The organism is Delftia sp. 60 (assembly GCF_002754395.1).
Lineage (GTDB): Bacteria > Pseudomonadota > Gammaproteobacteria > Burkholderiales > Burkholderiaceae_C > Comamonas > Comamonas acidovorans.
On the sequence record NZ_PEFD01000001.1, the window covers coordinates 4030953 to 4054479 of the forward strand.

21 protein-coding genes and 1 pseudogene are annotated in these 23527 nt (G+C 67.6%); all 22 read left to right on the forward strand.

Features of this window, described 5'->3' with window-relative positions; translation table 11 throughout:
- The first annotated feature begins 33 nt into the window (after nucleotides 1-33).
- Complete coding sequence (gene tagH, locus CLV01_RS18245) at nucleotides 34-2103, forward strand: type VI secretion system-associated FHA domain protein TagH (protein ID WP_099733582.1); 2070 nt, start codon at nucleotides 34-36, stop codon at nucleotides 2101-2103.
- Nucleotides 2100-2888, forward strand: coding sequence for a PP2C family protein-serine/threonine phosphatase (locus tag CLV01_RS18250; RefSeq protein WP_013802366.1), 789 nt, complete (start codon nucleotides 2100-2102; stop codon nucleotides 2886-2888). Before tagH ends, CLV01_RS18250 begins: the two co-directional genes overlap by 4 nt.
- Before the next feature lie 19 nt (nucleotides 2889-2907).
- Entirely contained in the window at nucleotides 2908-3507 is a 600-nt protein-coding gene (tssJ, locus tag CLV01_RS18255; RefSeq protein ID WP_013802365.1) for a type VI secretion system lipoprotein TssJ, read from the forward strand.
- Between the two features lie 17 nt (nucleotides 3508-3524).
- The gene (gene tssK, locus CLV01_RS18260) at nucleotides 3525-4859 is read left to right on the forward strand and encodes a type VI secretion system baseplate subunit TssK (RefSeq protein ID WP_012205669.1); all 1335 of its coding nucleotides are present in this window, start codon (nucleotides 3525-3527) and stop codon (nucleotides 4857-4859) included.
- Between the two features lie 21 nt (nucleotides 4860-4880).
- Nucleotides 4881-6212, forward strand: a complete 1332-nt coding sequence (locus tag CLV01_RS18265) for a DotU family type VI secretion system protein (RefSeq protein ID WP_012205670.1) — start codon at nucleotides 4881-4883, stop codon at nucleotides 6210-6212.
- A gap of 4 nt (nucleotides 6213-6216) precedes the next feature.
- Complete coding sequence (gene tssM, locus CLV01_RS18270; RefSeq protein WP_043823006.1) at nucleotides 6217-9873, forward strand: type VI secretion system membrane subunit TssM; 3657 nt, start codon at nucleotides 6217-6219, stop codon at nucleotides 9871-9873.
- On the forward strand, nucleotides 9855-10559 hold the full coding sequence (gene tagF, locus CLV01_RS18275; protein ID WP_099733581.1) for a type VI secretion system-associated protein TagF: 705 nt from the start codon (nucleotides 9855-9857) through the stop codon (nucleotides 10557-10559). The genes tssM and tagF overlap by 19 nt, the downstream gene beginning before the upstream one ends.
- A 57-nt stretch (nucleotides 10560-10616) precedes the next feature.
- A pseudogene (gene tssA, locus CLV01_RS18280) lies at nucleotides 10617-11641 on the forward strand (type VI secretion system protein TssA).
- Nucleotides 11642-11824: 183 nt separating this feature from the next.
- Nucleotides 11825-12367, forward strand: coding sequence for a type VI secretion system contractile sheath small subunit (gene tssB / locus CLV01_RS18285; protein WP_012205675.1), 543 nt, complete (start codon nucleotides 11825-11827; stop codon nucleotides 12365-12367).
- A 28-nt stretch (nucleotides 12368-12395) separates the two neighbouring features.
- Entirely contained in the window at nucleotides 12396-13889 is a 1494-nt protein-coding gene (tssC, locus tag CLV01_RS18290; protein ID WP_012205676.1) for a type VI secretion system contractile sheath large subunit, read from the forward strand.
- A gap of 117 nt (nucleotides 13890-14006) precedes the next feature.
- Entirely contained in the window at nucleotides 14007-14378 is a 372-nt protein-coding gene (locus CLV01_RS18295) for a hypothetical protein (protein ID WP_013802359.1), read from the forward strand.
- Nucleotides 14379-14398: 20 nt separating this feature from the next.
- Nucleotides 14399-14950, forward strand: coding sequence for a hypothetical protein (locus CLV01_RS18300; protein ID WP_013802358.1), 552 nt, complete (start codon nucleotides 14399-14401; stop codon nucleotides 14948-14950).
- Between the two features lie 48 nt (nucleotides 14951-14998).
- Nucleotides 14999-15805, forward strand: a complete 807-nt coding sequence (locus tag CLV01_RS18305) for a type VI secretion system accessory protein TagJ (RefSeq protein ID WP_043823011.1) — start codon at nucleotides 14999-15001, stop codon at nucleotides 15803-15805.
- A 47-nt stretch (nucleotides 15806-15852) separates the two neighbouring features.
- Nucleotides 15853-16785 (forward strand): hypothetical protein, encoded by a 933-nt coding sequence (locus CLV01_RS18310; protein WP_099733579.1) that lies wholly within the window; start codon nucleotides 15853-15855, stop codon nucleotides 16783-16785.
- Nucleotides 16761-17342, forward strand: coding sequence for a hypothetical protein (locus CLV01_RS18315; RefSeq protein ID WP_218968192.1), 582 nt, complete (start codon nucleotides 16761-16763; stop codon nucleotides 17340-17342). The genes CLV01_RS18310 and CLV01_RS18315 overlap by 25 nt, the downstream gene beginning before the upstream one ends.
- A complete protein-coding gene (locus tag CLV01_RS18320) occupies nucleotides 17332-17763 on the forward strand; it encodes a DUF4087 domain-containing protein (protein ID WP_099733577.1) in 432 nt (143 codons plus the stop codon). Before CLV01_RS18315 ends, CLV01_RS18320 begins: the two co-directional genes overlap by 11 nt.
- Nucleotides 17764-17774: 11 nt before the next feature.
- Nucleotides 17775-18329, forward strand: a complete 555-nt coding sequence (gene tssE / locus CLV01_RS18325; RefSeq protein WP_012205683.1) for a type VI secretion system baseplate subunit TssE — start codon at nucleotides 17775-17777, stop codon at nucleotides 18327-18329.
- 23 nt (nucleotides 18330-18352) lie between these two features.
- On the forward strand, nucleotides 18353-20227 hold the full coding sequence (gene tssF / locus CLV01_RS18330; RefSeq protein ID WP_012205684.1) for a type VI secretion system baseplate subunit TssF: 1875 nt from the start codon (nucleotides 18353-18355) through the stop codon (nucleotides 20225-20227).
- On the forward strand, nucleotides 20224-21414 hold the full coding sequence (tssG, locus tag CLV01_RS18335) for a type VI secretion system baseplate subunit TssG (RefSeq protein ID WP_099733576.1): 1191 nt from the start codon (nucleotides 20224-20226) through the stop codon (nucleotides 21412-21414). The genes tssF and tssG overlap by 4 nt, the downstream gene beginning before the upstream one ends.
- Nucleotides 21415-21438: 24 nt before the next feature.
- Complete coding sequence (locus CLV01_RS18340) at nucleotides 21439-22272, forward strand: hypothetical protein (RefSeq protein WP_071955983.1); 834 nt, start codon at nucleotides 21439-21441, stop codon at nucleotides 22270-22272.
- 35 nt (nucleotides 22273-22307) lie between these two features.
- Nucleotides 22308-22913: a hypothetical protein gene (locus CLV01_RS18345; RefSeq protein WP_257221381.1), complete on the forward strand. Its 606-nt coding sequence runs from the start codon at nucleotides 22308-22310 to the stop codon at nucleotides 22911-22913.
- A 4-nt stretch (nucleotides 22914-22917) separates the two neighbouring features.
- Nucleotides 22918-23481 carry a hypothetical protein gene (locus CLV01_RS18350; protein WP_099733574.1) on the forward strand — a complete coding sequence of 188 codons (564 nt, stop codon included), beginning with the start codon at nucleotides 22918-22920 and terminating at the stop codon, nucleotides 23479-23481.
- Nucleotides 23482-23527 lie beyond the last annotated feature (46 nt).

The window sequence follows — 23527 nt, forward strand, 5'->3', positions numbered from 1 at the left end:
ACGCTTCCTGAAAACTGCCTAGCCTAAGACTCCATGGACAAAATCGAACTCAGGGTCGTGGACCACGATGGCGTTCCGGTCGATCGCCACTGGCATGCCGTATTCGGCATGGCCGGCGGCACGATCGGACGCAGTGGCCAGAACAAGCTCATCATCTCGGACCCGGACGCTTCCGTCGCGCGCGTGCACGCCATGGTCAGGCTGGATTCCGAGGGAGCCTTTGTTGCGAACCTGAGCGAGCGTGATCCCATCTGGGTGGCAGAGCAGCCCGTGCGTTCGGGCCAGGAAGTGGGCCTGCCCCTGGGTGCACGCATCCGTATCGGCGCCTACACCCTGGCCGCCGTGGCGCCGGGTACGCCTTTCGAGGCACCGCCTTCGGCTGCAATGCAAAACGCGCAGGCCGCGCAAGCAACGCAGACAGCGGCCCCAGCCGCCACAGCCGCCCCGCAGCCCCAGATCGCCCCGCCTCCCGTCGCCGCCCAGCCCCCGCTGCCGGAAGCAGCGCCGCTGGCAGAGGCAGCGCCGCTGGCAGACGTATTGCCTGCCGCCGCCCCCGGCATCGCCGATCCCTGGGAAGGCCTGACGGCACTGAGCCTGGATGCCATCCAGACCCCTGCCGTGCCTTCGATCGAGAGCGCCATCCCGCCCGAGCAGGCTGCACTGGCCATGCCGCAGCCCGCCAAGCCGCAGCATCGCCCCCTGCTGATCCCCAATGATTTCGACCCCTTTGCTCCGCCGCCCCAGCAGGCTCGGCAGCAGGAGGAAGGCTGGGCCGGCCTGCCATCGCAAGGCACGGGCGAGCTGATACAGCAGCGCCATGACGGCATGGTCCACACGCTGCCGCTCAAGGGCCTGAGCACCGAGGCCTTGCATGATGCCTCCCATACCGGCCTGCCTTCGTGCTTCGAGCAATCCCAAAAGCTCGACCCGCTTGCGCTGTTCGACCAAGGCGGCCTGCCCCCCGATGCGCAGCCGCTGCAGCAGGCCTCGGGCCGGGGCTCCGAACTGGGCCAGGCCTTCAATCTGCCGCGCATGCAGTCGCATGCACAGCCCGCAGAGTCGGCGCTACCGCAGGAGGCGGCAGCACCGGCCCAGCCCGCACTCCCGCCTGTGATCGATACCGTGATTCCTGCAGTGCAGGAGCAGCTTCCTGTACAGGTAGAGGCGCGGGCACAGGTACAGGCACAGGACATTCCGGTTGCTGCGCCTGCACCGGTGCCCGTGCCCCAGATCCCCGCCGAGCCGGCCGCGCTGGACGGACTGCTGCCCACCAATGGACTGGATCTGGACCTCTTCAAGTCCGGTCTTGCCCATGTTGCGCCCGTCGCCAGGGCTGCCGTTGCCGCTGCCTCGGCTCCCCCCCTTGACACAGGCATTAACGTCAATATCCCCGCGGCCTCCAGCATCCTCGGCCAGGGCGACGCCGCCATCCCCATCGGCGCCCTGCCCTCCACCGCCGCGCCTGTCGATATTCCCGTGCAGCCCCAGCCGGCCGCCAACGCCGATCTGCAGGCACTGGCCGCCGCCTTCATGGAGGGCGCAGGCCTGAACCCGGCCAAGACCCATTTCGAGGTCACACCGGAATTCATGCGCACTTTCGGCGAAGCCCTGCGCATTGCGGTGCAGGGAACCATCGACCTGCTGGCCGCGCGCTCCGAGATCAAGCGCGAGTTCCGCGCCGGCGTGACCATCATTGCCACGGGGGCCAACAACCCGCTCAAGTTCCTGCCCAATTCCGAGGGCGTGCTCATGCAGATGGTCCACCAGACCTTCCCGGGCTTCATGAAGCCGCTGCCTGCCATGCAGGACGCCTTCCAGGACCTGCATGTGCACCAGCTGGCCCTGATGGCCGGCATCCGCGCCGCCTATGCCGAAGCCCTGACCCGGTTCGATCCGACCGAGCTGGAGCGCCGCACAGAAACCAACCCCGGCCTGCTGGACAAGCTGCTGACCAATGGCCGCAAGGCCGCGCTGTGGGACGACTACAAGCACAACTTCGACGTGCTGCGCCGCCATGCCGAGGACGACCTGATGGCCTTCTCGGGCCGCACCTTCGTCGAGGCCTACGAAAACGCCGAGCAGTCCGTGAAAGGCCAGCCGTGATCGCCTACCTCGACGGAGACGGCCACCGCTACAGCATCCAGGTGGCCAGCGCCTCCCACAGCGGCAGGCGCTCCAGCAACGAAGACGCCATGGGCCTGATGGACCTGGGCGCCGGCGGCCTGTGCTGCACGCTGGCCGACGGTGCAGGCGGGCATGGGCACGGCGAGCTCGCCGCCCAGCTCACCGTGCAGGCCGTGGTGGATGGCTTCCGGCAGAACCCGCTGTTCGCCCCCGCCAGCCTGGCCTCCCTGATTTCCCAGGCGGAGCACCGCGTCAGCGGCCAGCAGTCCACCTCGGTCTCGCGCATGCACATGAGCGCCACCGTGGTGGTGCTGTGCATCGATCCCGAGCAGGGCCGGGCCCTGTGGGCGCACTGGGGCGACTCGCGCCTGTACTGGTTCCGCGCGGGCCGCATGCACCTGCGCACCGAAGACCACAGCCTGGTCCAGCAGCTGCTGCACGCCGGCCTGTACGAGGAGAACGACCCGCGCCGCCTGCCCAACCGCAACGTGCTGGCCGGCGCCATTGGAGCCGAGGGCCAGGTGCCGCCCAGCATCCGCGCCGACGCCGTGGCCCTGGAGGCCGGCGATGTCTTCCTGCTGTGCTCGGACGGCCTGTGGGAAGGCATGCACGAGTCGGAAATGGAGCAGTTGCTGGCCGCCAGCCAGCGCCCCGACGAATGGATACAGCGCATGGTCGGCCGCGTCGTATCCAGCGGCAACCCGCACCAGGACAACCTCAGCGCGCTGACGGTGTGGATCTGCCCGCGTGAAACCAATGACTGACATCGAGACAGGAGAAGCCATGTGGAGATCAGAGGAACCGCAGGGATCGCAGGGGCGCCGGCAGGCGCTGCAAACGCTGGGCGCCTTGGGCCTGGGCACGGCCGTAGTGACCGGCCTGGCCGGCTGCGGCTCCCTCAACCCCCTGAGCCGCGCGCCCGAAGTGGCGCCCACAGCCGTGCCCACCGCCATATTCGAAGTGGTGGCGGACATGGACATCAACCCGGACCGTGAAGGCATTCCCAAGCCCGTGCTGCTGCGCATCTACGAGCTGCGCGCCTCCGCCGCCTTCGACCGCGCCGGCTTCTTCGACCTGCAGGACAAGGACGACGGCCAGCTGGGCAGCGACTTCGTGCGGCGCGAGGAATTCCTGGTCGCGCCCGGCCAGCGCCAGGTCATAGAGCGCAAGGGCAACCCCGATGTGCGCGCCTTCGGCCTGTTCGCCGCCTACCGCGATCTGGAGCGCAGCACCTGGCGCGCCTCGGCCGTCGCGCCCAACTCCGTGGAGCTGCGCCGGCGCTGGTGGGGCATGGGCTCCACCGAAAAGCTGCAGCCCGTGCGCTACCAGGTGCACCTGACCCGCGAAGAGGTCACCGTCCGCATTCAACCCGCATCCCAATAAACGCACATCTATCCACCATGGTCTGGCAACGCAAAGTCATCTGGGCCGAGGGCATGTTCCTTCGGCCCCAGCACTTCCAGCAGCAGGAGCGCTTCCTGTTCCGGCAACTGCAGTCACGCAGCCTGCCGGGGCAGCCCTTTTTCTGGGGCTTCTCGGAACTGGAGCTGGACACCGATCTGCTGCGCATGGGCAAGCTGGGAATCCGTTCGGCCCACGGCGTGCTGCCCGACGGCACGCCGTTCCAGCTGCCGGGCGACGACGAGGCGCCCACCCCGCTGGACATCGGCAAGGACTTCAAGGACGTGGTGGTCCACCTGGCGCTGCCGCTGCGCCGCTTCTCGGGCAGCGAAGTGACTTTTGGCGAAGGCTCCCAGAGCCCTGCGCGCTATCTCAGCGACGTGACCGAAGTGGCGGACAGCAACGACGTGGGTGCCCAGCCCGCCGAGGTGCAGCTGGGCCGGCTGCGCCTGAGCCTGCGCCCCGCCCACGAGCTGACCGAAGGCTGGGTCAGCCTGCCTGTGGCCCATGTGGTGGAGCGCCAAGCCAGCGGCGGCGTGCTGCTGGAGCCCGGCTTCATCCCCACCGTGGTCAACAACGGGCCCAGCTCGGTGCTCAACACGTTCTGCAAGGAAATCCACGGCCTGCTGCGCCAGCGCGGCGAAGTGCTGGCCCAGCGCATGATCCAGCCCGAGCGCGGCGGCATCGGCGAGGTCGGCGACTTCCTGCTGCTGCAGCTCATCAACCACTGGACGGGCGCGGCCCAGCACTGGGTGCGCACCGCCAGCATCCACCCCGAGCGCCTGTTCGAGGAACTGCTGCGCCTGGCCGCAGAGCTGACCACCTTCGACCACGAGCGCCGCCGCCCCGAGGTGCTGCCCGCCTACGACCATGACGACCTGCGGCGCAGCTTCCCGCCGCTGATGCTGGAGCTGCGGCGCAGCCTGTCCTCGGTGCTGGAGCAAAACGCCATCCAGATCCCGCTGCACGACCGCCAGTACGGCGTGCGCGTGGCGCTGATCCCGTCCACCGAACTGCTCACCACCTGCGACTTCGTGCTGGCCGCCCATGCCCAGACCACGCCGGAATTCCTGCGCACCCACTTCCCCACCCAGACCAAGCTGGGCCCCGTGGAGCGCATACGCGACCTGGTGAACCTGCACCTGCCCGGCGTCACGCTGCGGCCGCTGCCCATTGCCCCGCGCGAGATTCCCTACCACGCGGGCTACAACTATTTCGAGGTGGACACCACGCACGATCTGTGGAACCAGCTGCAAAGCTCCGGCGGCCTTGCCATGCACGTCTCCGGCGAATTCCCCGACCTGCAACTGGAGTTCTGGGCCATCCGCCGCTGACGGCGCGACGCATCTTCCGACATGAACAGTTCCAACATCAGCCACCAAATGCCCTGGGGCGGCGACGCCGACACGGGCCGTGCCGAAGGCGCGGCCAGCGCCGCGCCCGCGCCTGCCGGCCAGGAGCCGCTGCGCTCCAACCTGCCCGACGTGGTCAGCGGCGGCAACCCGCTGGTGGCCGCCGCCAACCGGCTGCTGAACCTCATCCCCCAGATCCGCGCCATGGTCACCAACGAGGACCCGCGCGCGCTGCAACAACTGCTGCTCGAGCACATCCGCGAGTTCGAGCAGCGCGCAGGCGCCAGCGGCGTGCCCATGGAAACCATCATCGGCGCACGCTACTGCATCTGCACGGTGCTGGACGAAACCGCCGCCCAGACGCCCTGGGGCAGTGCCGGCGTCTGGCCCAAGCACAGCCTGCTGGTCGCCCTGCACAACGAAACCTGGGGCGGCGAGAAGTTCTTTCAGCTGCTGGCCCGCCTGGTGCAGACGCCGCACCAGCACATCGACCTGATCGAGCTGCTGTACTACTGCGTGATGCTGGGCTTTGAAGGCCGCTACCGCGTGATCGACAACGGCCGCGCCCAGCTGGAAACGCTGAAGGCGCGCCTGCTGCAGCTCATCGAATCCACGCGCGGCGACCGCAGCAGCCTGCTGTCCGTGCACTGGCGTGGCGTGCAGCGCCTGGCCTCGCCGCCCTGGGCCATGGTGCCGCTGTGGGTGGCGGCGGCCATCACCTTGCTGCTGGCGTTCTTCATCTACCTGTGGTTCAGCTACCGGCTGTCCAACAGTTCGGACGACCTGTTCGCCGCCATCAACGAGATCCGCTTCCCGCGCACCTCGGCGGCCGCCACCGTCGCCACGCTCAAGCCGCGGCTGCGCCAGTTCCTGGAGCCCGAGATCCGCGAAGGCCTGGTCAGCGTGCGCGACGAGGCCGACCGCAGCACCGTCATCCTGCGCGGCGACGGCCTGTTCGACCCGGCCGCCACCGTCGTGAAGCCGCGCTACGTGCAGGTCATCCACCGCGTGGCAGCGGCGCTGGACGAAGTGCCGGGCAAGGTCGTCGTCAATGGCTACACCGACAACCTGCCCATACGCACGGCGCGCTTCCCGTCCAACTGGAACCTGTCGCAGGAACGTGCCCAGGCCGTGTCCCAGATGCTGGGCGGCTCGCTGCGCGACCGCCAGCGCCTGCATGCCGAGGGCCGTGCCGACAGCGACCCCGTCGCCCCCAACAACACGGCAGAAGGCCGGGCGCTGAACCGGCGGGTGGAAATCGTCCTGCTGGTCGCGCCCCAGCAACGTGACCAGCAACTGCAGGCCCTGCCTGCCGCACCCGAGACCAGGAACTGATCCCATGATCCGTCGCATCGCCTCATGGCTGTTCAACCGCTACATGCTGGAGCTTCTGGGCCTGGTGGCCCTGAGCCTGCTCATCTGGTTCGTCGGCCCGCTCGTCTTCATCCAGCCCTACCAGCCGCTGGGCAGCCCCACCGTGCGCTGGTGGATCATTGCCGGCCTGTTCATCCTCTGGTTCCTGCGCCTGCTGCTGCGCTGGTGGCGCGCACAGCGCATGAACGAGCACCTCATGACCGGCCTGGCCCGCCTGACCTCGCCGCGCGAGGCGGACGGCACGCCCGCAGCAGGCTCCGAGGAAGTGGCCGAGCTGGAGTCGCGCTTCAAGGAAGCCCTGGACACGCTGAGCAAGACCCGCTTCGGCCAGACCGAAGGCGGCCTGTTCGGCCGCTGGAACAAGCGCTACATCTACCAGCTGCCCTGGTACCTGATCATCGGCTCGCCGGGTTCGGGCAAGACCACGGCCCTGATCAACTCGGGGCTGGACTTCCCGCTGGCGGCCCAGTTCGGCAAGCGTGCCATCCCCGGCATAGGCGGCACGCGCAACTGCGACTGGTGGTTCACCGACCAGGCCGTGCTGCTGGACACGGCCGGCCGCTACACCACCCAGGAAAGCGATGCGGAGCAGGACAAGGCAGCCTGGAAGGGCTTCATGCAGCTGCTCAAGCGCTTTCGCGGACGCCAGCCCGTCAACGGCGTGATCGTCACGCTCAGCGTGCAGGAACTGCTCAGTGCCAGCGACGCCGAGCGCGCCCAGCTGGCCCAGCTGATCGGCCTGCGCCTGAGCGAGCTGTGCGAGGAGCTGACCATCCGCTTCCCCGTCTACGTGCTGGTCACCAAGAGCGACCTGCTGGCGGGCTTCAACGAGTTCTTCGGCGCCATGAGCCGCGAGGAGCGCGCCCAGGTCTGGGGCTTCACCTATCCCTATGACGAAAAGACCCAGCGCTCGCCCGCGAGCGACCCGCAGGCCGCCAGCGCCCTGTACATGGAGGAGTTCGACGCACTGGTCGCCCAGATCAACCGCCTGCTGCCCCAGCGGCTGATGACCGAGCCCGACCTTGCGCGCCGCAGCCTGCTCTACGCACTGCCCCAGCAGTTTGCCGGCCTCAAGGACGTGGTGCGCGACACGCTGGATGCGGCGTTCTCCGCCTCGCGCTTCAAGGAAAAGCCGCTGCTGCGCGGCGTCTACTTCACCAGCGGCACGCAGGAGGGCATGCCCTTCGACCGCGTGATGTCAGCCCTGTCGCGCCGCTTTGCGCTGCGTGGCCGCCTGCCGGCCGATGCCGTGCCGCAGCAGGGCCGCAGCTATTTCCTGGAGTCGCTGTTCAAGGACGTGATGTTCAACGAGTCCGGCCTGACCGGGCGCAACGCCAAGAAAGAGCGCCAGCTGCGCCTGATGCAGGCCGCCGGCCTGTGCGCCCTGCTGCTGGCCCTGGGCGGCGCGGCCCTGGCCTGGACGCTGAGCTACGAGAACAACCAGCGCTACCTGAACGAAGTGGCCGACAACGCCGGCACGCTGCGCCAGGCCGTGGAGGAATCCAAGGCCACCGACCCCGACAACGTGGTCGCCCTGGTGCCAATGCTCAACCACGCGGCGCGCGTGGCGCAGAGCAGCCGCTTCGAGGAATCGGCCCCGCTGGGCTGGCGCTGGGGCCTGCTGCAGGTGCCCAAGGTGCAGACGGCCGCCCACGCCACCTACCTGCGCCTGCTGGAAGACGCCTGGCTGCCGCGCCTGAGCAGCCATGTCGCGCGCTCGCTGCGCCAGGTCAGCACCGGCAGCCCCGAGGCCAGCTACGAAACGCTCAAGGCCTATCTCATGCTCTACGAGCCCGACCACTTCGACGCCACCTTCGTCAAGGCCTGGCTGCGCAGCGATTGGGAAAACACCCTGCCCCAGCATCTGGTGCAGGCCGGCCTGGTGGACCAGCTGTCCGAACACCTGGACCGCCTCATCGACGGCCGCGTGGTGGTCTCCGCTCAGCCCATCGACGCCAACCTGGTCGCCGAGGTGCGCCAGCGCCTGGCCCAGATGTCGCCCGCCCAGCGCGCCTACAGCCGCCTCAAGCAGCTGCTGAACACCGGCGACAAGCTGCCGCCCGACTTCAGCGTGGTGCGTGCCAGCGGTCCCGAGGCGCCCCAGGTCTTTGCGCGTGCCAGCGGCAAGCCGCTCACCCAGGGCATCAGCGGCCTGTTCACCTATGACGGCTACCACGGCCTCTTCCTGCACGAGCTGCCCAAGGTCACCACCTTGCTGGCCAAGGAGGAAACCTGGGTGCTGGGCCAGGCCGAAGGCCGGCGCAGCGTGGCCCAGGAAGTGCTCACGGGCCAGCTGGCCAACGAGGTCAAGCGCCTGTACCTGATGGAGTACGCGCGCCTGTGGGAAACCTTCCTGGCCGACATCCGCCCCATACGCACGGCCTCGCTGGAGCAGGCCGGCGAGCAGGCCCGCCTGTACTCGTCCGCCAACTCCAGCCTGGAGCAGTTCATCCGCGCCGTGGCCCGCGAGACCACGCTGGCCCGCCGCCCGGACCAGCAGGAAGGCGGCAGCTCGGGCAGCACCAGCAGCTGGCTGGGCGAGAAACTGCAGCGCATCCGCGAGGAACAGCACCAGCTCAGCCGCCTGACCGGCAAGCCGCTGAACGTGGGCGGCATGCTGGCCACCGGCACGCTGGAGGCCGACATCGTGGACTTCCGCTTCCGCGAATACCGGCGCCTTGCCACCAGCAACGGCTCGGGCCCGGCGCCCATCACCGCCAGCCTGCAGGTGCTCAACGAGGCGGCGGCCGTCATCGCCTCGGCGCGCCAGCAGGTGATCCAGGGCGGCGGCGTGCCTCCCTCGCTCAGCGGCACGCTGGAGAAGGTGCGCTCGGAAGCCAAGCGCGTGCCGCCTCCGCTCAACAGCATGTACGAGGCCCTGGCCACGTCCACTTCGTCCTTCGTGGGAAGCAGCGTGCGCAGCACGCTGGGCGGCAACCTCAACGCCACCATCGGCGACTTCTGCCGCCGCGCCATCCTGGGCCGCTACCCCTTCACGCGCAGCGCCACGCGCGACGTGACCACGGACGACTTCGCCCGCCTGTTCGCCACCGGCGGCACCATGGACGAGTTCTTCCGCACCCAGCTGCAGACCATGGTGGACATCTCCACCGTGCCCTGGACCTTCAAGCAGGGTGTGGACGGCACGCCGGTGGGGGGCTCTGCCTCGCTGGCCGCCTTCCAGCGGGCGGCCTCCATCCGCGACGTGTTCTTCCGCGCAGGCGGCAACACGCCCGGCATCCGGCTGGAGATCAAGCCGCTGGACATGGACGCCTCCATCTCCCAGATGGTGCTGGACGTGGACGGCGAAATCGTGCGCTACCAGCACGGCCCGCAAATCCCCAAGGCCGTCTCCTGGCCCGGCACGCGCGGCACCGGCCAGGCCCGGCTGCAGATCACGGCTGCCGGCGCCCAGAACACCGGCATCGTGACCGAAGGCCCCTGGGCGCTGCACCGCCTGTTCGACCGTGCCCAGATCCTGCCGGGCAACTCGCCCGAGCGTTTCACGGCCATCTTCACCATCGACGGACGCAAGCTGCGCATGGAAGTCACCACCAGCAGCGTCCTCAACCCATTCCGGCTCAAGGCCATGGAGGAATTCGAATGTCCGGACCGGCTGTGAACGCCATGACCCTCCAGCGACCCTGCGCCGCCTGGTGGGGCAAGCTGCCAAGCCAGGGCGATTTCGTCGGCCGGCGCATGCCCCACGCACTGACCATGCGCTGGGACGAATGGCTGCGCAACGGCATGGACCAGCTGCGCAGCGATGCGGCCGACAACTGGTCCACGCGCTTCGTGCACTCGCCGCTGTGGTTCTTCCTGTGCCCCGCCTCCATCCTGGGCCAGCCCATGGTGGGCGTGATCGGGCCCAGCTCCGACCGCATCGGCCGGCTCTTTCCACTGGCCATCATGGCCACGGTGGACGGCAGCTCCGGCATGCCGGCGTCGGACCAGGACATCGAACGCTTTCTGAGCGGCGCACGCGATGCGCTCATCGACGCCCGGCGCCTGCCCCTGTCGGCCCAGCAGCTCGATGAGCGGCTGGCCACCCTGCAATGGCCGTTCCAGCAGGACGGCCGCACGCCGGACAGCGCCTCCATCCACAGCCTGCTGGCGGACCTTGACATGGGCGCCTCGCAAGGCAACGCCGCGCGCCTGCCGCGCATGGACTGGCGCGCCTGCATGCGCCCCGGTTCCACCACCTCCGTCTGGTGGATCTCGGCCACGCCGCGCCACGCCCCTGACGAAGTGGTCCAGCACGAAGTGCTGCACCGCCGCCTGTTCACCCGGCTGTTCAAGGGCGCCTGAGTTCGTCCAGATCGCACCGTCCAGCCAATACCGTACCCAAGCAACACCGACCCGCCCATGGCCAATATCCAGGACCTGCTGACCGAGACCGCCGCCGAGCCGCCCTGCGGCCCGGACCTTACCTATGACAACGATTTCCAGGCCATGGAAAGCGCTGCGCAGGGCAAGGTAGAACAGCAGTTCGGCGACACCGTCATCCCCGCCGAGCCACCGGACTGGCGCGACGTGGAGCGCCAGGCCTCGGCCCTGATGCAGCGCACCAAGGACCTGCGCGTGGCCGTGCTGCTGTGCCGCGCCTGGACCATCCTGCACGGCCTGCCCGGCACGCTGCAGGGCCTGCAGCTGTGCGGCGCCCTGCTGGAGCGCCACTGGGAGCATGTCCATCCCCTGCCCGAGGATGGCGACGACTACTTCATGCGCATGAACGCCCTGGGCACCCTGTCGGACGTGACAGGCCTTGTGCGTGACCTGCGCAACGCCGACTTCCTGCGCGGCGCGCTGGGCCAGATCAGCGTGCGCGACGCCGAACTGATGGCCAAGGGCAACGTGCCCGAGGACCTGCCGCACCTGACAGCCGACGAATTGCGCATGGCCTCGGCACGCGCGCATGCCGAGGGCCACGAAACCCTGCTGGCCGTCACCCCTGCGCTGCAGGAGCTCGACCGGATCCGCGCCTGCTGCGAACAGCACCTGCCCAGCCACCAGCAGCCCGAGCTCGACGGCCTGCGCCAGCTGCTGCTGGCCCTCAAGCAATGGCAGCCCCAGTCCACAGGCGATGCCGACACGGCCGCCGAAGCCGATCCGGCCGCACAAACCGGTACAGAGGGCGGCACGGTGGCCCACCCCGCGCCAGGCTCGGCACCCGTCCCGGCGCGCAACCGCGAACAGGCGATTGCCCAGTTGCTGGAAATCGCCGCCTTCGTGGAGCGCACCGAGCCCTCCAACCCCGCCCCCCTGCTCATCCGCCGTGCCGCCCGCTTCATGCGCATGGGCTTCATGGACATCCTGCGCGAACTGTCCCCGATAGCCTGGCCCAGGTGGAAGTGATCACGGGCGCTCACCTGCAGGAGCAGCAGACATGAAGGCCACACACGGACCTGCTGGCCCCGGACTTCGCTTTCAAGGAGCTGGCTGCCCCATGACACCCACCCCGTCCACCTGTTTCCACACGGCCTCTTGCGCCCTCAGCCCTTCGGTCCGCCGCAAGGCGGGACTCCAGGCTTTTTACTTCTGCGACCTATTTTTTTCTTGAAAGGAACACCCGCATGTCGCTCACCAAAACCGGCAAGAGTGGTCAGAAATTCATCGCGCGCAACCGTGCGCCGCGCGTGCAGATCGAGTACGACGTCGAGATCTACGGTTCGGAAAAGAAGGTGCAGATCCCCTTCGTGATGGGCGTGCTGGCCGATCTGTCGGGCAAGCCCGTCGATCCGCTGCCCGAAATCGCCGACCGCAAGTTCCTGGAAATCGACATCGACAACTTCGATGCGCGCATGAAGTCCATCAAGCCCCGCGTCGCCTTCCAGGTGGACAACACGCTGACGGGCGAGGGCAAGCTCAACATCGACCTGAGCTTCGAGAGCATGGAGGACTTCTCCCCCGCCGCCATCGCGCGGCGCGTGGGTGCGCTCAACTCGCTGCTGGAGGCACGCACCCAGCTGCACAACCTGCTGTCCTACATGGACGGCAAGCAGGGCGCCGAGGAGCTGATCGGCAAGGTGCTCAAGGACCCTGCGCTGCTCAAGTCGCTGGCCGCCGCGCCCAACATCACTGCCCCGCAGGCCTCGGGCCCTGCATCCGAGGCTTGAGGCAGCACATCAGGAAGGCAAGCACGTCATGAATACCGCAACCCAACTCGAACAATCGACCCAGGCGCTGGCCGGCAGCGAATTCGGCAGCCTGCTGCAAAAGGAATTCAAGCCCAAGACCGACCAGGCCCGCGAAGCCGTGGAAGCGGCCGTGCAGACGCTGGCCCAGCAGGCCCTGGGCTCGGCGATCACGCTGTCCAACGATGCCTACCAGACGGTGCAGGCCATCATTGCCGAGATCGACCGCAAGCTGTCCGAGCAGATCAACCGCATCATCCACCACGACGACTACCAGAAGCTCGAAGGCGCCTGGCGCGGTCTGCACCACCTGGTGACCAACACCGAGGTGGACGAGATGCTCAAGATCCGCGTCATGAACATCTCCAAGAAGGAGCTGCACCGCAACATGCGCCGCTTCAAGGGCGTGGGCTGGGACCAGAGCCCCGTCTTCAAGAAGGTGTACGAAGAGGAGTACGGCCAGTTCGGCGGCGAGCCCTTCGGCTGCCTGGTGGGCGACTACCACTTCGACCACAGCCCGCCGGACGTGGAGCTGCTCGGTGAAATGGCCAAGGTGGCCGCAGCGGCCCACTGCCCCTTCATCTCGGGCGCGGCGCCCGCCATCATGCAGATGGAATCCTGGCAGGAGCTGGCCAACCCGCGCGACCTGACCAAGATCTTCACCAACACCGAGTACGCCGCCTGGCGCAGCCTGCGCGAGTCCGACGACGCCAAGTACATCGGCCTGGCCATGCCCCGCTTCCTGGCACGCCTGCCCTACGGCGCGCGCACCAACCCGGTCGATGAATTCGACTTCGAGGAAGAAACCGACAGCGGCGACCACGGCAAGTACTGCTGGGCCAACTCGGCCTACGCCATGGCGGTCAACATCAACCGCTCGTTCAAGTACTACGGCTGGTGCACCTCCATCCGCGGCGTGGAATCGGGCGGCGCGGTGGACAACCTGCCGGCCCACACCTTCCCCACCGACGATGGCGGCGTGGACATGAAGTGCCCCACGGAAATCGCCATCAGCGACCGCCGCGAGGCCGAGCTCGCCAAGAACGGCTTCATGCCCCTGGTGCACCGCAAGAACTCGGACGTGGCCGCCTTCATCGGCGCCCAGTCGCTGGCCAAGCCCGCCGAGTACTACGACTCCGACGCCACGGCCAATGCCAACCTGTCGGCGCGCCTGCCCTACATGTTCGCCTGCTGCCGCTTCGCGCACTACCTCAAGTGCATCGTGCGCGACAAGATCGGCTCCTTCCGCGAGCGCACCGACATGGAGCGCTGGCTCAACGACTGGATCATGAACTACGTGGACGGCGACCCGGCCAACTCCTCGCAGGAGACCAAGGCCCGCAAGCCCCTGGCCGCCGCCGAGGTGCAAGTGCAGGAAGTCGAGGGCAACCCCGGCTACTACACCTCCAAGTTCTTCCTGCGCCCCCACTACCAGCTGGAAGGCCTGACCGTGTCGCTGCGCCTGGTGTCCAAGCTGCCTTCTGTGAAGCAGGGCGCGAAGTAAGACTGCCCGCCCACCTGGCTCCTGGTGCCGACACGCTCGCACCAGGACCAGGCCCCATAACAAGAAACAGGCCTGGAGAAGCTTTCCCCTCCAGGACCCAACTCAGAGAGGCTTTTCATGCCCTGGAATGTAGACAACGCCGTCGCCACCCTGCAGACCAATGCGCGCGCCAGCTCCGCCGGCTACTGCGCGCGCTATGTGCGCGATGCGATCGGCGCTGGCGGCATCGCACTGCAGCGCACGCGCGATGCCAAGGACTACGGCACCAGCCTGGTGGCCGCCGGCTTCACACGCTACGACGCCATGCCCGAAGGTGGCTACAAGAAGGGCGATGTGGCGGTGATGCAGGGCTTCACCTCCTCGCCTGCAGGTCACATGCAGATGTTCGACGGAAGCGTCTGGATCTCGGACTTCAAGCAGAACGGTTTCTGGGCAGGCCCCGGCTACCGCACCCACAAGCCCGCTTTCAAGATCTACCGCCATCCCTGATGAGCCCATTGAGCCACGCCATGAACGCCTGTTCCAAAGCTTTTTTCACCCTGCTGCTGGCCGGCACGGCCTGCGCCACGGTGCAGGCCGCCCCCGTCACTACAACAGCAACGGCAGCGGACATCACCACCCTGTTCACCGACGCCCTGCATTGCCGCATCGAGTTTCCCGATGGCCGCGACGAAGCGCTGGCCCAGCGCCTGCGCGCGCAGGGCGTGACCGTGGTGGACCGCGCGCCCGGCGAAAGCCTGGACCTGCTCTACCTGTTTGCCACGCCGCTGGAGATCGATGGCACGCAGGTGTCCTCCATCACCGTGCGCGGCGGCAGCGGCAGCATTGTCGCGGCGCGCGCCACGGGCAGCCTGCAGGCGCTGGTCCAGCGCACCAAGGCCCGGCCACAGGCGCGCAGCAGCTGGAACCTGGAAGGTTTCGGCGAACTGCCCGCCCAGTACGCACGCGCCATGCCGCTCAGAAAGGGCCTGGACGAGACGCCACCGCGCATCGTCATCGGCCATGTGGCCGGCGAGGCGCCCGACGCCGTGCGCTGGGGCTGCCGCTCCTACGACGACTGACCGGGGCGCAGCCGCACCCCGCCCCTCTCTTTTTCCTGCGTTTTCACCATGCCCCTGCCCAGCTTCACCTCACAGCTTTCCCTGGACGAGCAACTCAAGGCCCTGAAGGACCAGATCCGCCAGGCCCCGGCCTCGGCGCCCCTGCGCGTCTACTACTTCCAGCTGCTGTGCGTGCTGGGCGAATGGCAAAAGGCGCTGGAGCAGTTGCAGCTGTGCGCCCAGCTCGACCCGTCGTGCGAGCCCATGGCGCGCGCCTACCGCGAGGCCATCCGCTGCGAAGTGCTGCGCGCCGAGGTCTTCGCCGGCAAGAAAAAGCCCTTCCTGATGGGCGAGCCCGCGCAATGGCTGGCCTGCCTGATCGACGCCCTGGCCCATGAAGGAGCGGCCGCCCAGGACCTGCGTGCCCGCGCCCTGGACGAGGCGCCCGCCACGGCCGGCCACATGGGCGAGCACCGCTTCGAATGGCTGGCCGACAGCGATACCCGCCTGGGCCCCGTCTGCGAGCTGCTGGCCCACGGCAGCTACTACTGGCTGCCCTTCGACGCCATTGCACAGATCGGCTTCGAGCCCGTGCAGGACCTGCGCGACCTGATCTGGCTGCCCTGCGAGGTCACGCTGCGCGAGGGCGGCGCGCTGCAGGGCTTCATGCCCGCGCGCTATCCGCTGGCGCCCGGCGATGACGATGCCGTCCGCATGTCGCGCCGCACGCAGTGGAGCCCGCTGGACACAGGCTCCTCCGATCCTGACGAATCCTCGGGCCACGTGGCCGGCCACGGCCAGCGCACCTGGGTCACCGACTCCGAGGACTTTCCCATGCTGCAGGTGCGCCAGCTCACGCTGAGCACCGCCGCCTGATACCCCGCCCCTTTTTCATCACCCGCAAGACCAGACACCTGCCCACAATGTCCGCATCGATTGCCTTCACCCTCTTCCAAGTCAACTACGCCAAGTCCATCGCCGATGAGATGGAAAGGCGCCAGCTGGATGTCCTGGTGCTCACGCCCCTGGAGTACCTGGGCATCCTCGCGGACAAGGCACGCATCGACCCGCGGCTCGCCTCCCGGCTGCACGCCATCCTGGCGCAGACGCCGCTGGGCGAGTACTGGACCAAGGTGATGAGCCCCAACGTGGGCGAGCCCTGGGTCGCGCCTGCGGCCCTGGGCTCCATGGATGCCTACATGATCGCCAGAACCCTGCAGGCTCTGGGCATGGCCGGCGTGGGCTCCTACGTCAAGACCACGTCCAGCGGCACCTACATCATCATCAGGGGCCATGCGGGCCTGCGCGGTCACCTGCTGCGCGGCACGCGCTACCTGGCCTCCAACCCGCGCATGGTGCAGATGGGCCTGGGCATGCGCGGGCTGCAGAACGTGGCCAGGGGCGGCTTCATCCTGGGCGTGGTGGTCTCCAGCCTCATCGAGTCGCTGGACTTCATGTTCAACGACGAAAAGACCATGCACGACCTGGTCGGCGGCATTGGCGTGGAGGCCGTCAAGGCCGGCCTGGCCACCATGGTGGGCCTTGGCATAGGCGCTGCCGTGGCTGGCGCCACCGCCGTGGCCGTGCTCCCGCTGGCCGCCATGGCCGTGGCCGTGCTGGTCACAGGCATGGCGCTGAATGCAGCCGACCAGAAATGGCAGATCAAGCAAAAGGTGATTTCCGCCCTGAAATCCCTGACCGATGACACGCCCCAAGGCCTGTACCGCGTCAACACCCAGTCGCCCGAATGGAAGAAGCTGAACCAGGACAACGGTCAGCAGCCCGACGGTGACATCACCTGCGCGCCCAGCCCCGGCAGTACCGGCCTCTTGTGCAGCATCAACCGCCAGAAGTGACAGGGACCGAATACTCCATGCAAGATCGCGTCCGCCAGAACCGCAGGAACGCCATCTGGGCCATCCCCCTTGGCATGGCACTGCTCGCGGCCAATGCGTACCTGGTGCTGGCGGAGATTGCGCCCGACATCCGGGGCCTGCTCGATCGCGCGCCCGCCGTCAGGATCACGCCGCTGTCACCACTGGCCATCACAGCGCTCGCCTTCCCGCTGGTGATGGTTGCAGCGGTCATCGCCAATGCCATTTCCTGCAGCAAGACCGTGCTCAAGAAGGTGGAGTACGCACTGATGGGCGTCCTCGCCATCAATGTGCTTTCCATTGCCGTGTCCTTTCTGGTGGTTGCGCCACTGCAGCACTACGCCATGCCCCGAATGGGATACGAGCGCTGCAACATCCTTCAAGGCCATCCCAGCATGTACTTCACCGACTGGGTCAGCAACCCCGCATGGTGCGTGCGCGGCAAAAGCCGGGAATGGGTGAATGAGCAGGCGCTGCTGGCCGGCGCCGCAACCACCCCGGCGGCAACCGCTTCCGAAGGGGGCCGCGATGCGCATTGAAATGCCGCAGCTCCAGCAGCCAGGCCTGATCGCGGCATTCGTCCTTGCGATGGCGTGTCTGAGCCCCTGGGCTGCCGTTGCCGCCACGCCCGGCACCCAGCGCTGCGGCTGGTTCGACAACCCCACGCCCGCCAATGCCTCGCTGACCGATCGCGATACCGACTGGACCGTTGGCGTGCAGGGCGGCCACCAGGCCCAGGGCGACTGGCCCCGCTTTGCAAACCGTGACTGGGTGCATACCGGCCATGGCAGCCACGGCTATGGCTGCGCCTGCATGAAGGTGTCCACCGATGACAAGGAGCAGATCGTTCAGATCTTCTCTGCCCGTTCGCGCCCTCTTTCCGCCTGCCGCCAAGACCCGGCTTTGAAGGCGAAGGAGCCCGTGAACCCCCTGGCGGCTGCCCGGCCGGCCGGTTCCTGAAGAAACAAGCCATGCGCCCCAGTCCCCTCAACCCCATGCCCACGCTGCGCACACGCCAGAACCAGGCGACCGCAGCCAAGGACCGGCTGCAGCCCGCCCTGCTGGACCGGCTGACCGACCATGAGCCCCATCTGCGCACCGAGCGGCCCGATGCGGTCTTCGTGAACGAATCCCGCCTGCGCGAGGCCCTGCTGCGCGACCTGGGCTGGCTGCTCAATGCGCGCGATGCCTGGGACCACGTGGAGATGGAGGGGCTGGAGCATGTGCAGCGTTCGGTCATCAACTACGGCATGCCGCCGCTGGCCGGCCAGCTGCTTTCCGAGCTGGACTGGAGCCATGTGGAGCGCAGCATCCGCGAAAGCATCCTGGCCTTCGAGCCGCGCATCCTGCCCAAGACGCTGGCCGTGACGCTGCTGGCCTCCACCGAGCAGCTCAACCACCACAACACGCTGCAGTTCGAGATCCGCTGCCAGTTCTGGTCCATGCCCTATCCGCTGGAGCTGCTGCTCAAGACCAGCCTGGACCTGGAGACCGGCCAGGTCTCGCTGCAAAACCTCAGGGCCTGAGCCCGGACGCCGCCACCCACACCATGAATCCCCGCCTCGTCGAGTACTACAACCGCGAACTGGCCTATCTGCGCGAGCTGGGCGCCGAGTTCGCCGCCGCCTTCCCCAAGGTGGCGGGCCGCCTTTCCCTGCACGACACCGATGTGGCCGACCCCTACGTGGAGCGCCTGCTGGAAGGCTTCAGCTTTCTGAGCGCGCGCATCCAGCTGAAGATGGATGCGGAGTTTCCGCGCCTGTCCCAGCGCATGATGGAAATGGTCTGCCCCCACTACCTCGCGCCCACGCCATCCATGGTGGTAGTCCAGCTCAAGCCCAGCGCCAAGGAAGGCAACCTCGTGGACGGCTTCACCCTGCCCTCTGGCAGCGTGCTGCGCACCCACAAGTCACAGGAAGAGCAGACCATCTGCGAATTCCGCACCGGCGGGCCGCTGACGCTGTGGCCGCTGGAGATACGCCAGGCGCGCCTGGGCGGCCCGGCGCTGGACCTGCCCCATGCCCTGGTGCCCCAGCTGGGCGAGGCCGGCGGCCACCTGCGCCTGCAACTGGCCACGCTGGACGCCTCGCAGTGCATGCAGCTGGCGATGGACCAGCTGTGGGTCTACATCCATGCGGGCGATGTCGTCGCCTCCCACCTGCAGGAGCTCATCCACACGCAGACGCTGGCCATCGTGGTGCACCACCCGCAGGACCCACGCCAGGTCTGGGACGTGCTGCAGCCCGATGCACTGCGCGCCGAAGGCCATGACAGCGAGCAGGCGCTGATTCCCTATTCGCACCGCGCCTTCCAGGGCCACCGTCTGCTGCACGAGTACTTTGCGTTTCCCGCGCGGCAGCGGTTTTTCTCGATCAACGGCCTGTCGCGCAGCATGCGCCGCATTGCCCATGACGGCGTGGGCATCACCGTGCTGCTGCGCCGCGCCGCGCCCACGCTGGAGCCGCAGATCGACGCGGCCAAGCTGCTGATGCACTGCATTCCGGCCATCAACCTGTTCGAGTACACGGCAGACCGCCTGCATGTGGCCTCCAACGTGCACGAGTACCACGTCATTCCCGACCGCACGCGGCCGCTGGACTTCGAGGTCTACGGCGTGCAGGCCGTCACCGGCCACCACGAAGGCAAGACCCAGGACCGCGAATTCGCGCCGCTGTACGCATCCACGCACGGCCTGCACTCCACCGAGCAGGCCTACTTCACCACGCGGCGCGAGCCCCGGCTGTTTTCCGAGCGCAGCCTGCGCAGCGGCCCGCGCACGCAGTACCTGGGCTCGGAAGTCTTCATCTCCCTGGTGGACCAGCGCGAGGCCCCGTTCTCCGACGACCTCAAGCAGCTGTCCATGCACACCCTGTGCACCAACCGCGATCTGCCCCTGCTCATGCGCGTCAACCAGCCGGGCGGCGACTTTGCGCTGCAGGAGTCGGCGCCCGTGGAATGGGCCCGCGCCATCGCCGGCCCCAGCGCGCCCATCCCCGCCGTGGCCGACGGAGGCCTGACCTGGCGATTGATCTCCCACCTGAGCCTGAACTACCTGGCCATGACCGATCTGTCCGACGAGGAAGGCGCGGCCACACTGCAGGAGCTACTGCGCCTGTACCTGGACCTGGGCAACCACCAGTTGGCCGGGCAGATCGCCGCCATCCAGGGCATGCGCATCGAACCCATTACGCGCCGCCTGCCCCAGCACCGCCAACTGGTCTACGGCCGCGGCGTGGGCGTACACCTGAGCGTGGACGAGCCAGCCATGGCCGGCGTCAGCCCCTGGCCCCTGTCCAATGTGCTGGAGCGATTCTTCGCCCGCCATGTGGGCGTCAACAGCTTCACCGAGCTGCAGCTGCACTCGCGCCAGCGCGGCCCCGTCGCGCGCTGGACTCCGCGCCCCGGACAAAGGCCCGGCATATGAGCAACGCCGCCCACGCCCCCCTGCCCGAACCGGAGCACCTCCAGTCGGCGGCTCCGGCTCCAGCTCCGGCGCCCGCGCGTGCGCCCGTGCAGGCCACCGGGCCCGACGACGCCCGGGCGCGCCTGTTCTGGCAGCGCCTGAGCGCCAAGCCCTACCAGTTCGACCTGATGCACAGCCTGCGCTACCTGCAGGCACGCCATCCCGCGCTGCCGCGCCTGGGCCAGGCCACGCGCCCCAAGGACGAGCCGCTGCGCCTGGGCCAGGACCCGTCGCTGGCCTTCGCCCCCGCCACCATTGCAGAAATCCTGCCCTCGCGCGCCGGCGAGCCCGAGCGCATGACGGTCTGGAACTTCGGCCTCTACGGCCCCAACGGCCCGCTGCCCACGCACATCACCGAGTACGTGCGCGAGCGCCTGCGCCAGCATGACGACGCCACGCTGGCACGCTTTTCCGACATCTTTCACCACCGCATGCTGCTGCTGCTGTTCCGCGCCTGGTCGGACGCACAGCCCACCGCATCGCTGGACCGCCCGGGCGAAGACCCCTTTGGCCGCTACATAGACAGTTTCATAGGCGCCGGCCTGCCCAGCCAGCGCGCGCGCGACGAAGTGCCCGACCACGCCAAGCGCTTCATGGCCGGCCATCTGACCCGCTGGACGCGCAACCCCGAAGGCCTGTGCCAGGCCCTGTCGCACTACTTCCAGATTCCCGTGAAGCTGGAAGAAAACTGCCTGCACCACCTGGAGCTGGAGCCCGAGCAGCAGACCCGGCTGCAGGGCCGCCCCTGCAACTCGCGCCTGGGCGTGGACGCCGTCGTGGGCTCGCGCGTGCCCGATGCACAAAGCAAGTTCCGCCTGGTGCTCGGCCCGCTGGGCCTGGAGCAATACCGGCAGCTGCTGCCCCAGGCCGCACTGTTCCAGACCCTGGTGGACTGGGTGCGCAACTACCTGGGCATCGAATTCGCCTGGGACTACGTGCTGGTGCTGCGCCGCCAGGAAGTGCCTGCCGCCCGGCTGGGCAGCAGCACCCAGCTGGGCTGGACCACCTGGCTCACCCACGCCGAGCCCGCCCAGGACGCGCGCGACTTCCGCCTGGACCCCGAAGCCTGGCTGCGCCAGCGCCGCCAGCCCGTGCGGGGCCGGCGCCCCGGCCCCAGCCCTCGAACCACTGAATCACCGAACCACTGAATCACCACTTCCCTGCTTGCACACATGCCCACCGTACAGATCAAGTTCCCGCACAACGCCCCGGTCCCTTCCACGCTGACGCTGGTCGAAGGCAACCGCCTGCGCGTCAAGATCGAGGCCGTCGCAAAGACCTACAAGCTGGGCGCCAGGATCGATGCGCCCAGCATTCTTGCGGCCCAGCCCCCCGCCCACAACGCCCGCGCCGACAGCTGGCAATTCGACTTCGTGGCGCAGCAGCCCGGGCTCACCAAGCTCAGCATCGTGGCGGTGCAGGGAACCGGGCTCAGCGTCATGCCCGCAGCCATCACCGTGCAGGTGGAGAAAAGCATTTCGCTGCCTGCGGAGAGCACGACGGAGGGGATGCTGGCAAGGCTGTTCCTGGCGGAAAGCGTCTCGCCGGGCGACACCTCACTGGCCTGGAATCTCGACAACGTGAAAACCGGAATGCAATGGATGCGCCGAGTCATCGAGAACCGCTTGAAAAGCGGAAAGCCTGAAGACTTCATGGCCCGCGGTGCCACCAGTGTCGAGGACATCGTCATGGCGGATGACCGGGGATCGGTCCAATTCCATGGCTTCAACGTCTATCCGAAGCTGGGTCCCGACATTGCCAAGAACCTCCGCGACTATGTGGACAACGCCAACAACGGCCTGCATCCCAAACGCAAGGCCTATCTGGACTTTGTGCAGGCGGCCCTGGACGTTGCCACCGGCGCGGTGCCGCCAGACCCAACCCCCACAGGCCTGTTCGCCTGGAGAACTGCGAAATCCAGCTCTCCCGGTGCCGACTTCATTCAGCACGCCGCGCTGGCTAGAAATATGTTCTACACACATGCCCGGCTGCGCAAACGCGACTGATCCCCAAAAACATCGAAAACCAAGGAGGCCACTCCATGTCACCAACCCATACTGGATCAAGCACGTTGAAACCGTATCGCCATTTCCCAATGGCCAGCCTTGCCACTGCCATTGCAGTGAGCGCCTGCTTGATGGGTGCCCAAGCCTCCGAATCATCGCAGCCACCAGCATCGCCGGCTGAAATCAGCAGCCAGCAAACCGAGCCGACGGCTGCCGACTACTCTCGGCCTGCGCAGGAAAGAGTCGCGTCCATGACTGCGCTGCGGCAATACCTGAAGTTCAAGGATGAAGTCTGGCAAACCCAAAGAGCCCGCCAGAGCAATACCTTTTGCTTCGTGCAGCAGCGTCCCGACCATCCGTCCGATCCCGAACCGAACGTGTGGATGGTCTGGCTCAATGGCGGCGAGATCGTCAATATGGGCTGGCATCTCTATTCGCCCAAAACGCTGACGAAAGAAGACGCCAAAGCGGATGGTGAAAGCCTGGCAAGAATGAAATCCATCAAGCTCGCGACCGACGTGCGGGAAACGGCCCAGGAAATCTACGGTAGCAGCTTCCTCGTCGAACGCGCCTGGGTGAACAGACTGCTGGCGCAGTGCAAGGCCAAGGGCCGCACCATCAAAGTGGCTCCTGCCCGATAGCCGCATGCCGCATATCGGACGCAACCGCTTTCCCGGGCCATGCCGTTTCAGGCAAGGCCGTCGCCTGCTCGCAAGGTGTCTGCTGGCCACCCTGGCGGGATTGGCTCTGCCTTTGCTGGCAGCGCCGGAAAGCGGGCGGGCCTCCGATTTCTCGCGTCCGGCGCAATCCCTGGTTCCTTCTCCAGCCGCCCTGCGTATCCATTTGAAGAGCCGCCAGGCATCGACTGGCCACGGAAAGCCTGCAGCCCTCCAGCGCTTTTGCTTCGTGCAACAGCACAACCGCAGCGCAGTCCCTGCGCGATTGTCGGTCTGGATGGTCTGGCTCGAAGGTGGCCAGATCGCCAATCTGGGACAGCGCCGCTTCACCGCCAAACCATCGCCGGATGAAGCGCAATGGGATGGCGATGCCTTGTCTGAAGCCAAGGCTATTCACCTCGCCACCGACGTCCGTGAAACGGCGCAGGAAACGACCGGCAGCAGCATCCTTGTCGAACGCGCCTGGGTGGACCTGCTGCTGGCGCAGTGCCAGGCCAAGGGCCGCAAGGTCGAAGTCCGCCCCCTCCGCTAGCCGGCATTCCCGGCCCCCATTCATCCACTTTTTTCCGCACCCAAGA

Excerpts from the sequence above, each read along its gene's own strand:
- tagH (WP_099733582.1), top strand. The coding sequence starts at position 34 with ATGGACAAAATCGAACTCAGGGTCGTGGACCACGATGGCGTTCCGGTC.
- tssJ (WP_013802365.1), top strand. The coding sequence starts at position 2,908 with ATGTGGAGATCAGAGGAACCGCAGGGATCGCAGGGGCGCCGGCAGGCG.
- tssK (WP_012205669.1), top strand. The coding sequence starts at position 3,525 with ATGGTCTGGCAACGCAAAGTCATCTGGGCCGAGGGCATGTTCCTTCGG.
- CLV01_RS18265 (WP_012205670.1), top strand. The coding sequence starts at position 4,881 with ATGAACAGTTCCAACATCAGCCACCAAATGCCCTGGGGCGGCGACGCC.
- tssM (WP_043823006.1), top strand. The coding sequence starts at position 6,217 with ATGATCCGTCGCATCGCCTCATGGCTGTTCAACCGCTACATGCTGGAG.
- tagF (WP_099733581.1), top strand. The coding sequence starts at position 9,855 with ATGTCCGGACCGGCTGTGAACGCCATGACCCTCCAGCGACCCTGCGCC.
- tssB (WP_012205675.1), top strand. The coding sequence starts at position 11,825 with ATGTCGCTCACCAAAACCGGCAAGAGTGGTCAGAAATTCATCGCGCGC.
- tssC (WP_012205676.1), top strand. The coding sequence starts at position 12,396 with ATGAATACCGCAACCCAACTCGAACAATCGACCCAGGCGCTGGCCGGC.
- CLV01_RS18295 (WP_013802359.1), top strand. The coding sequence starts at position 14,007 with ATGCCCTGGAATGTAGACAACGCCGTCGCCACCCTGCAGACCAATGCG.
- CLV01_RS18300 (WP_013802358.1), top strand. The coding sequence starts at position 14,399 with ATGAACGCCTGTTCCAAAGCTTTTTTCACCCTGCTGCTGGCCGGCACG.
- CLV01_RS18305 (WP_043823011.1), top strand. The coding sequence starts at position 14,999 with ATGCCCCTGCCCAGCTTCACCTCACAGCTTTCCCTGGACGAGCAACTC.
- CLV01_RS18310 (WP_099733579.1), top strand. The coding sequence starts at position 15,853 with ATGTCCGCATCGATTGCCTTCACCCTCTTCCAAGTCAACTACGCCAAG.
- CLV01_RS18320 (WP_099733577.1), top strand. The coding sequence starts at position 17,332 with ATGCGCATTGAAATGCCGCAGCTCCAGCAGCCAGGCCTGATCGCGGCA.
- tssE (WP_012205683.1), top strand. The coding sequence starts at position 17,775 with ATGCGCCCCAGTCCCCTCAACCCCATGCCCACGCTGCGCACACGCCAG.
- tssF (WP_012205684.1), top strand. The coding sequence starts at position 18,353 with ATGAATCCCCGCCTCGTCGAGTACTACAACCGCGAACTGGCCTATCTG.
- tssG (WP_099733576.1), top strand. The coding sequence starts at position 20,224 with ATGAGCAACGCCGCCCACGCCCCCCTGCCCGAACCGGAGCACCTCCAG.
- CLV01_RS18340 (WP_071955983.1), top strand. The coding sequence starts at position 21,439 with ATGCCCACCGTACAGATCAAGTTCCCGCACAACGCCCCGGTCCCTTCC.
- CLV01_RS18345 (WP_257221381.1), top strand. The coding sequence starts at position 22,308 with ATGTCACCAACCCATACTGGATCAAGCACGTTGAAACCGTATCGCCAT.
- CLV01_RS18350 (WP_099733574.1), top strand. The coding sequence starts at position 22,918 with ATGCCGCATATCGGACGCAACCGCTTTCCCGGGCCATGCCGTTTCAGG.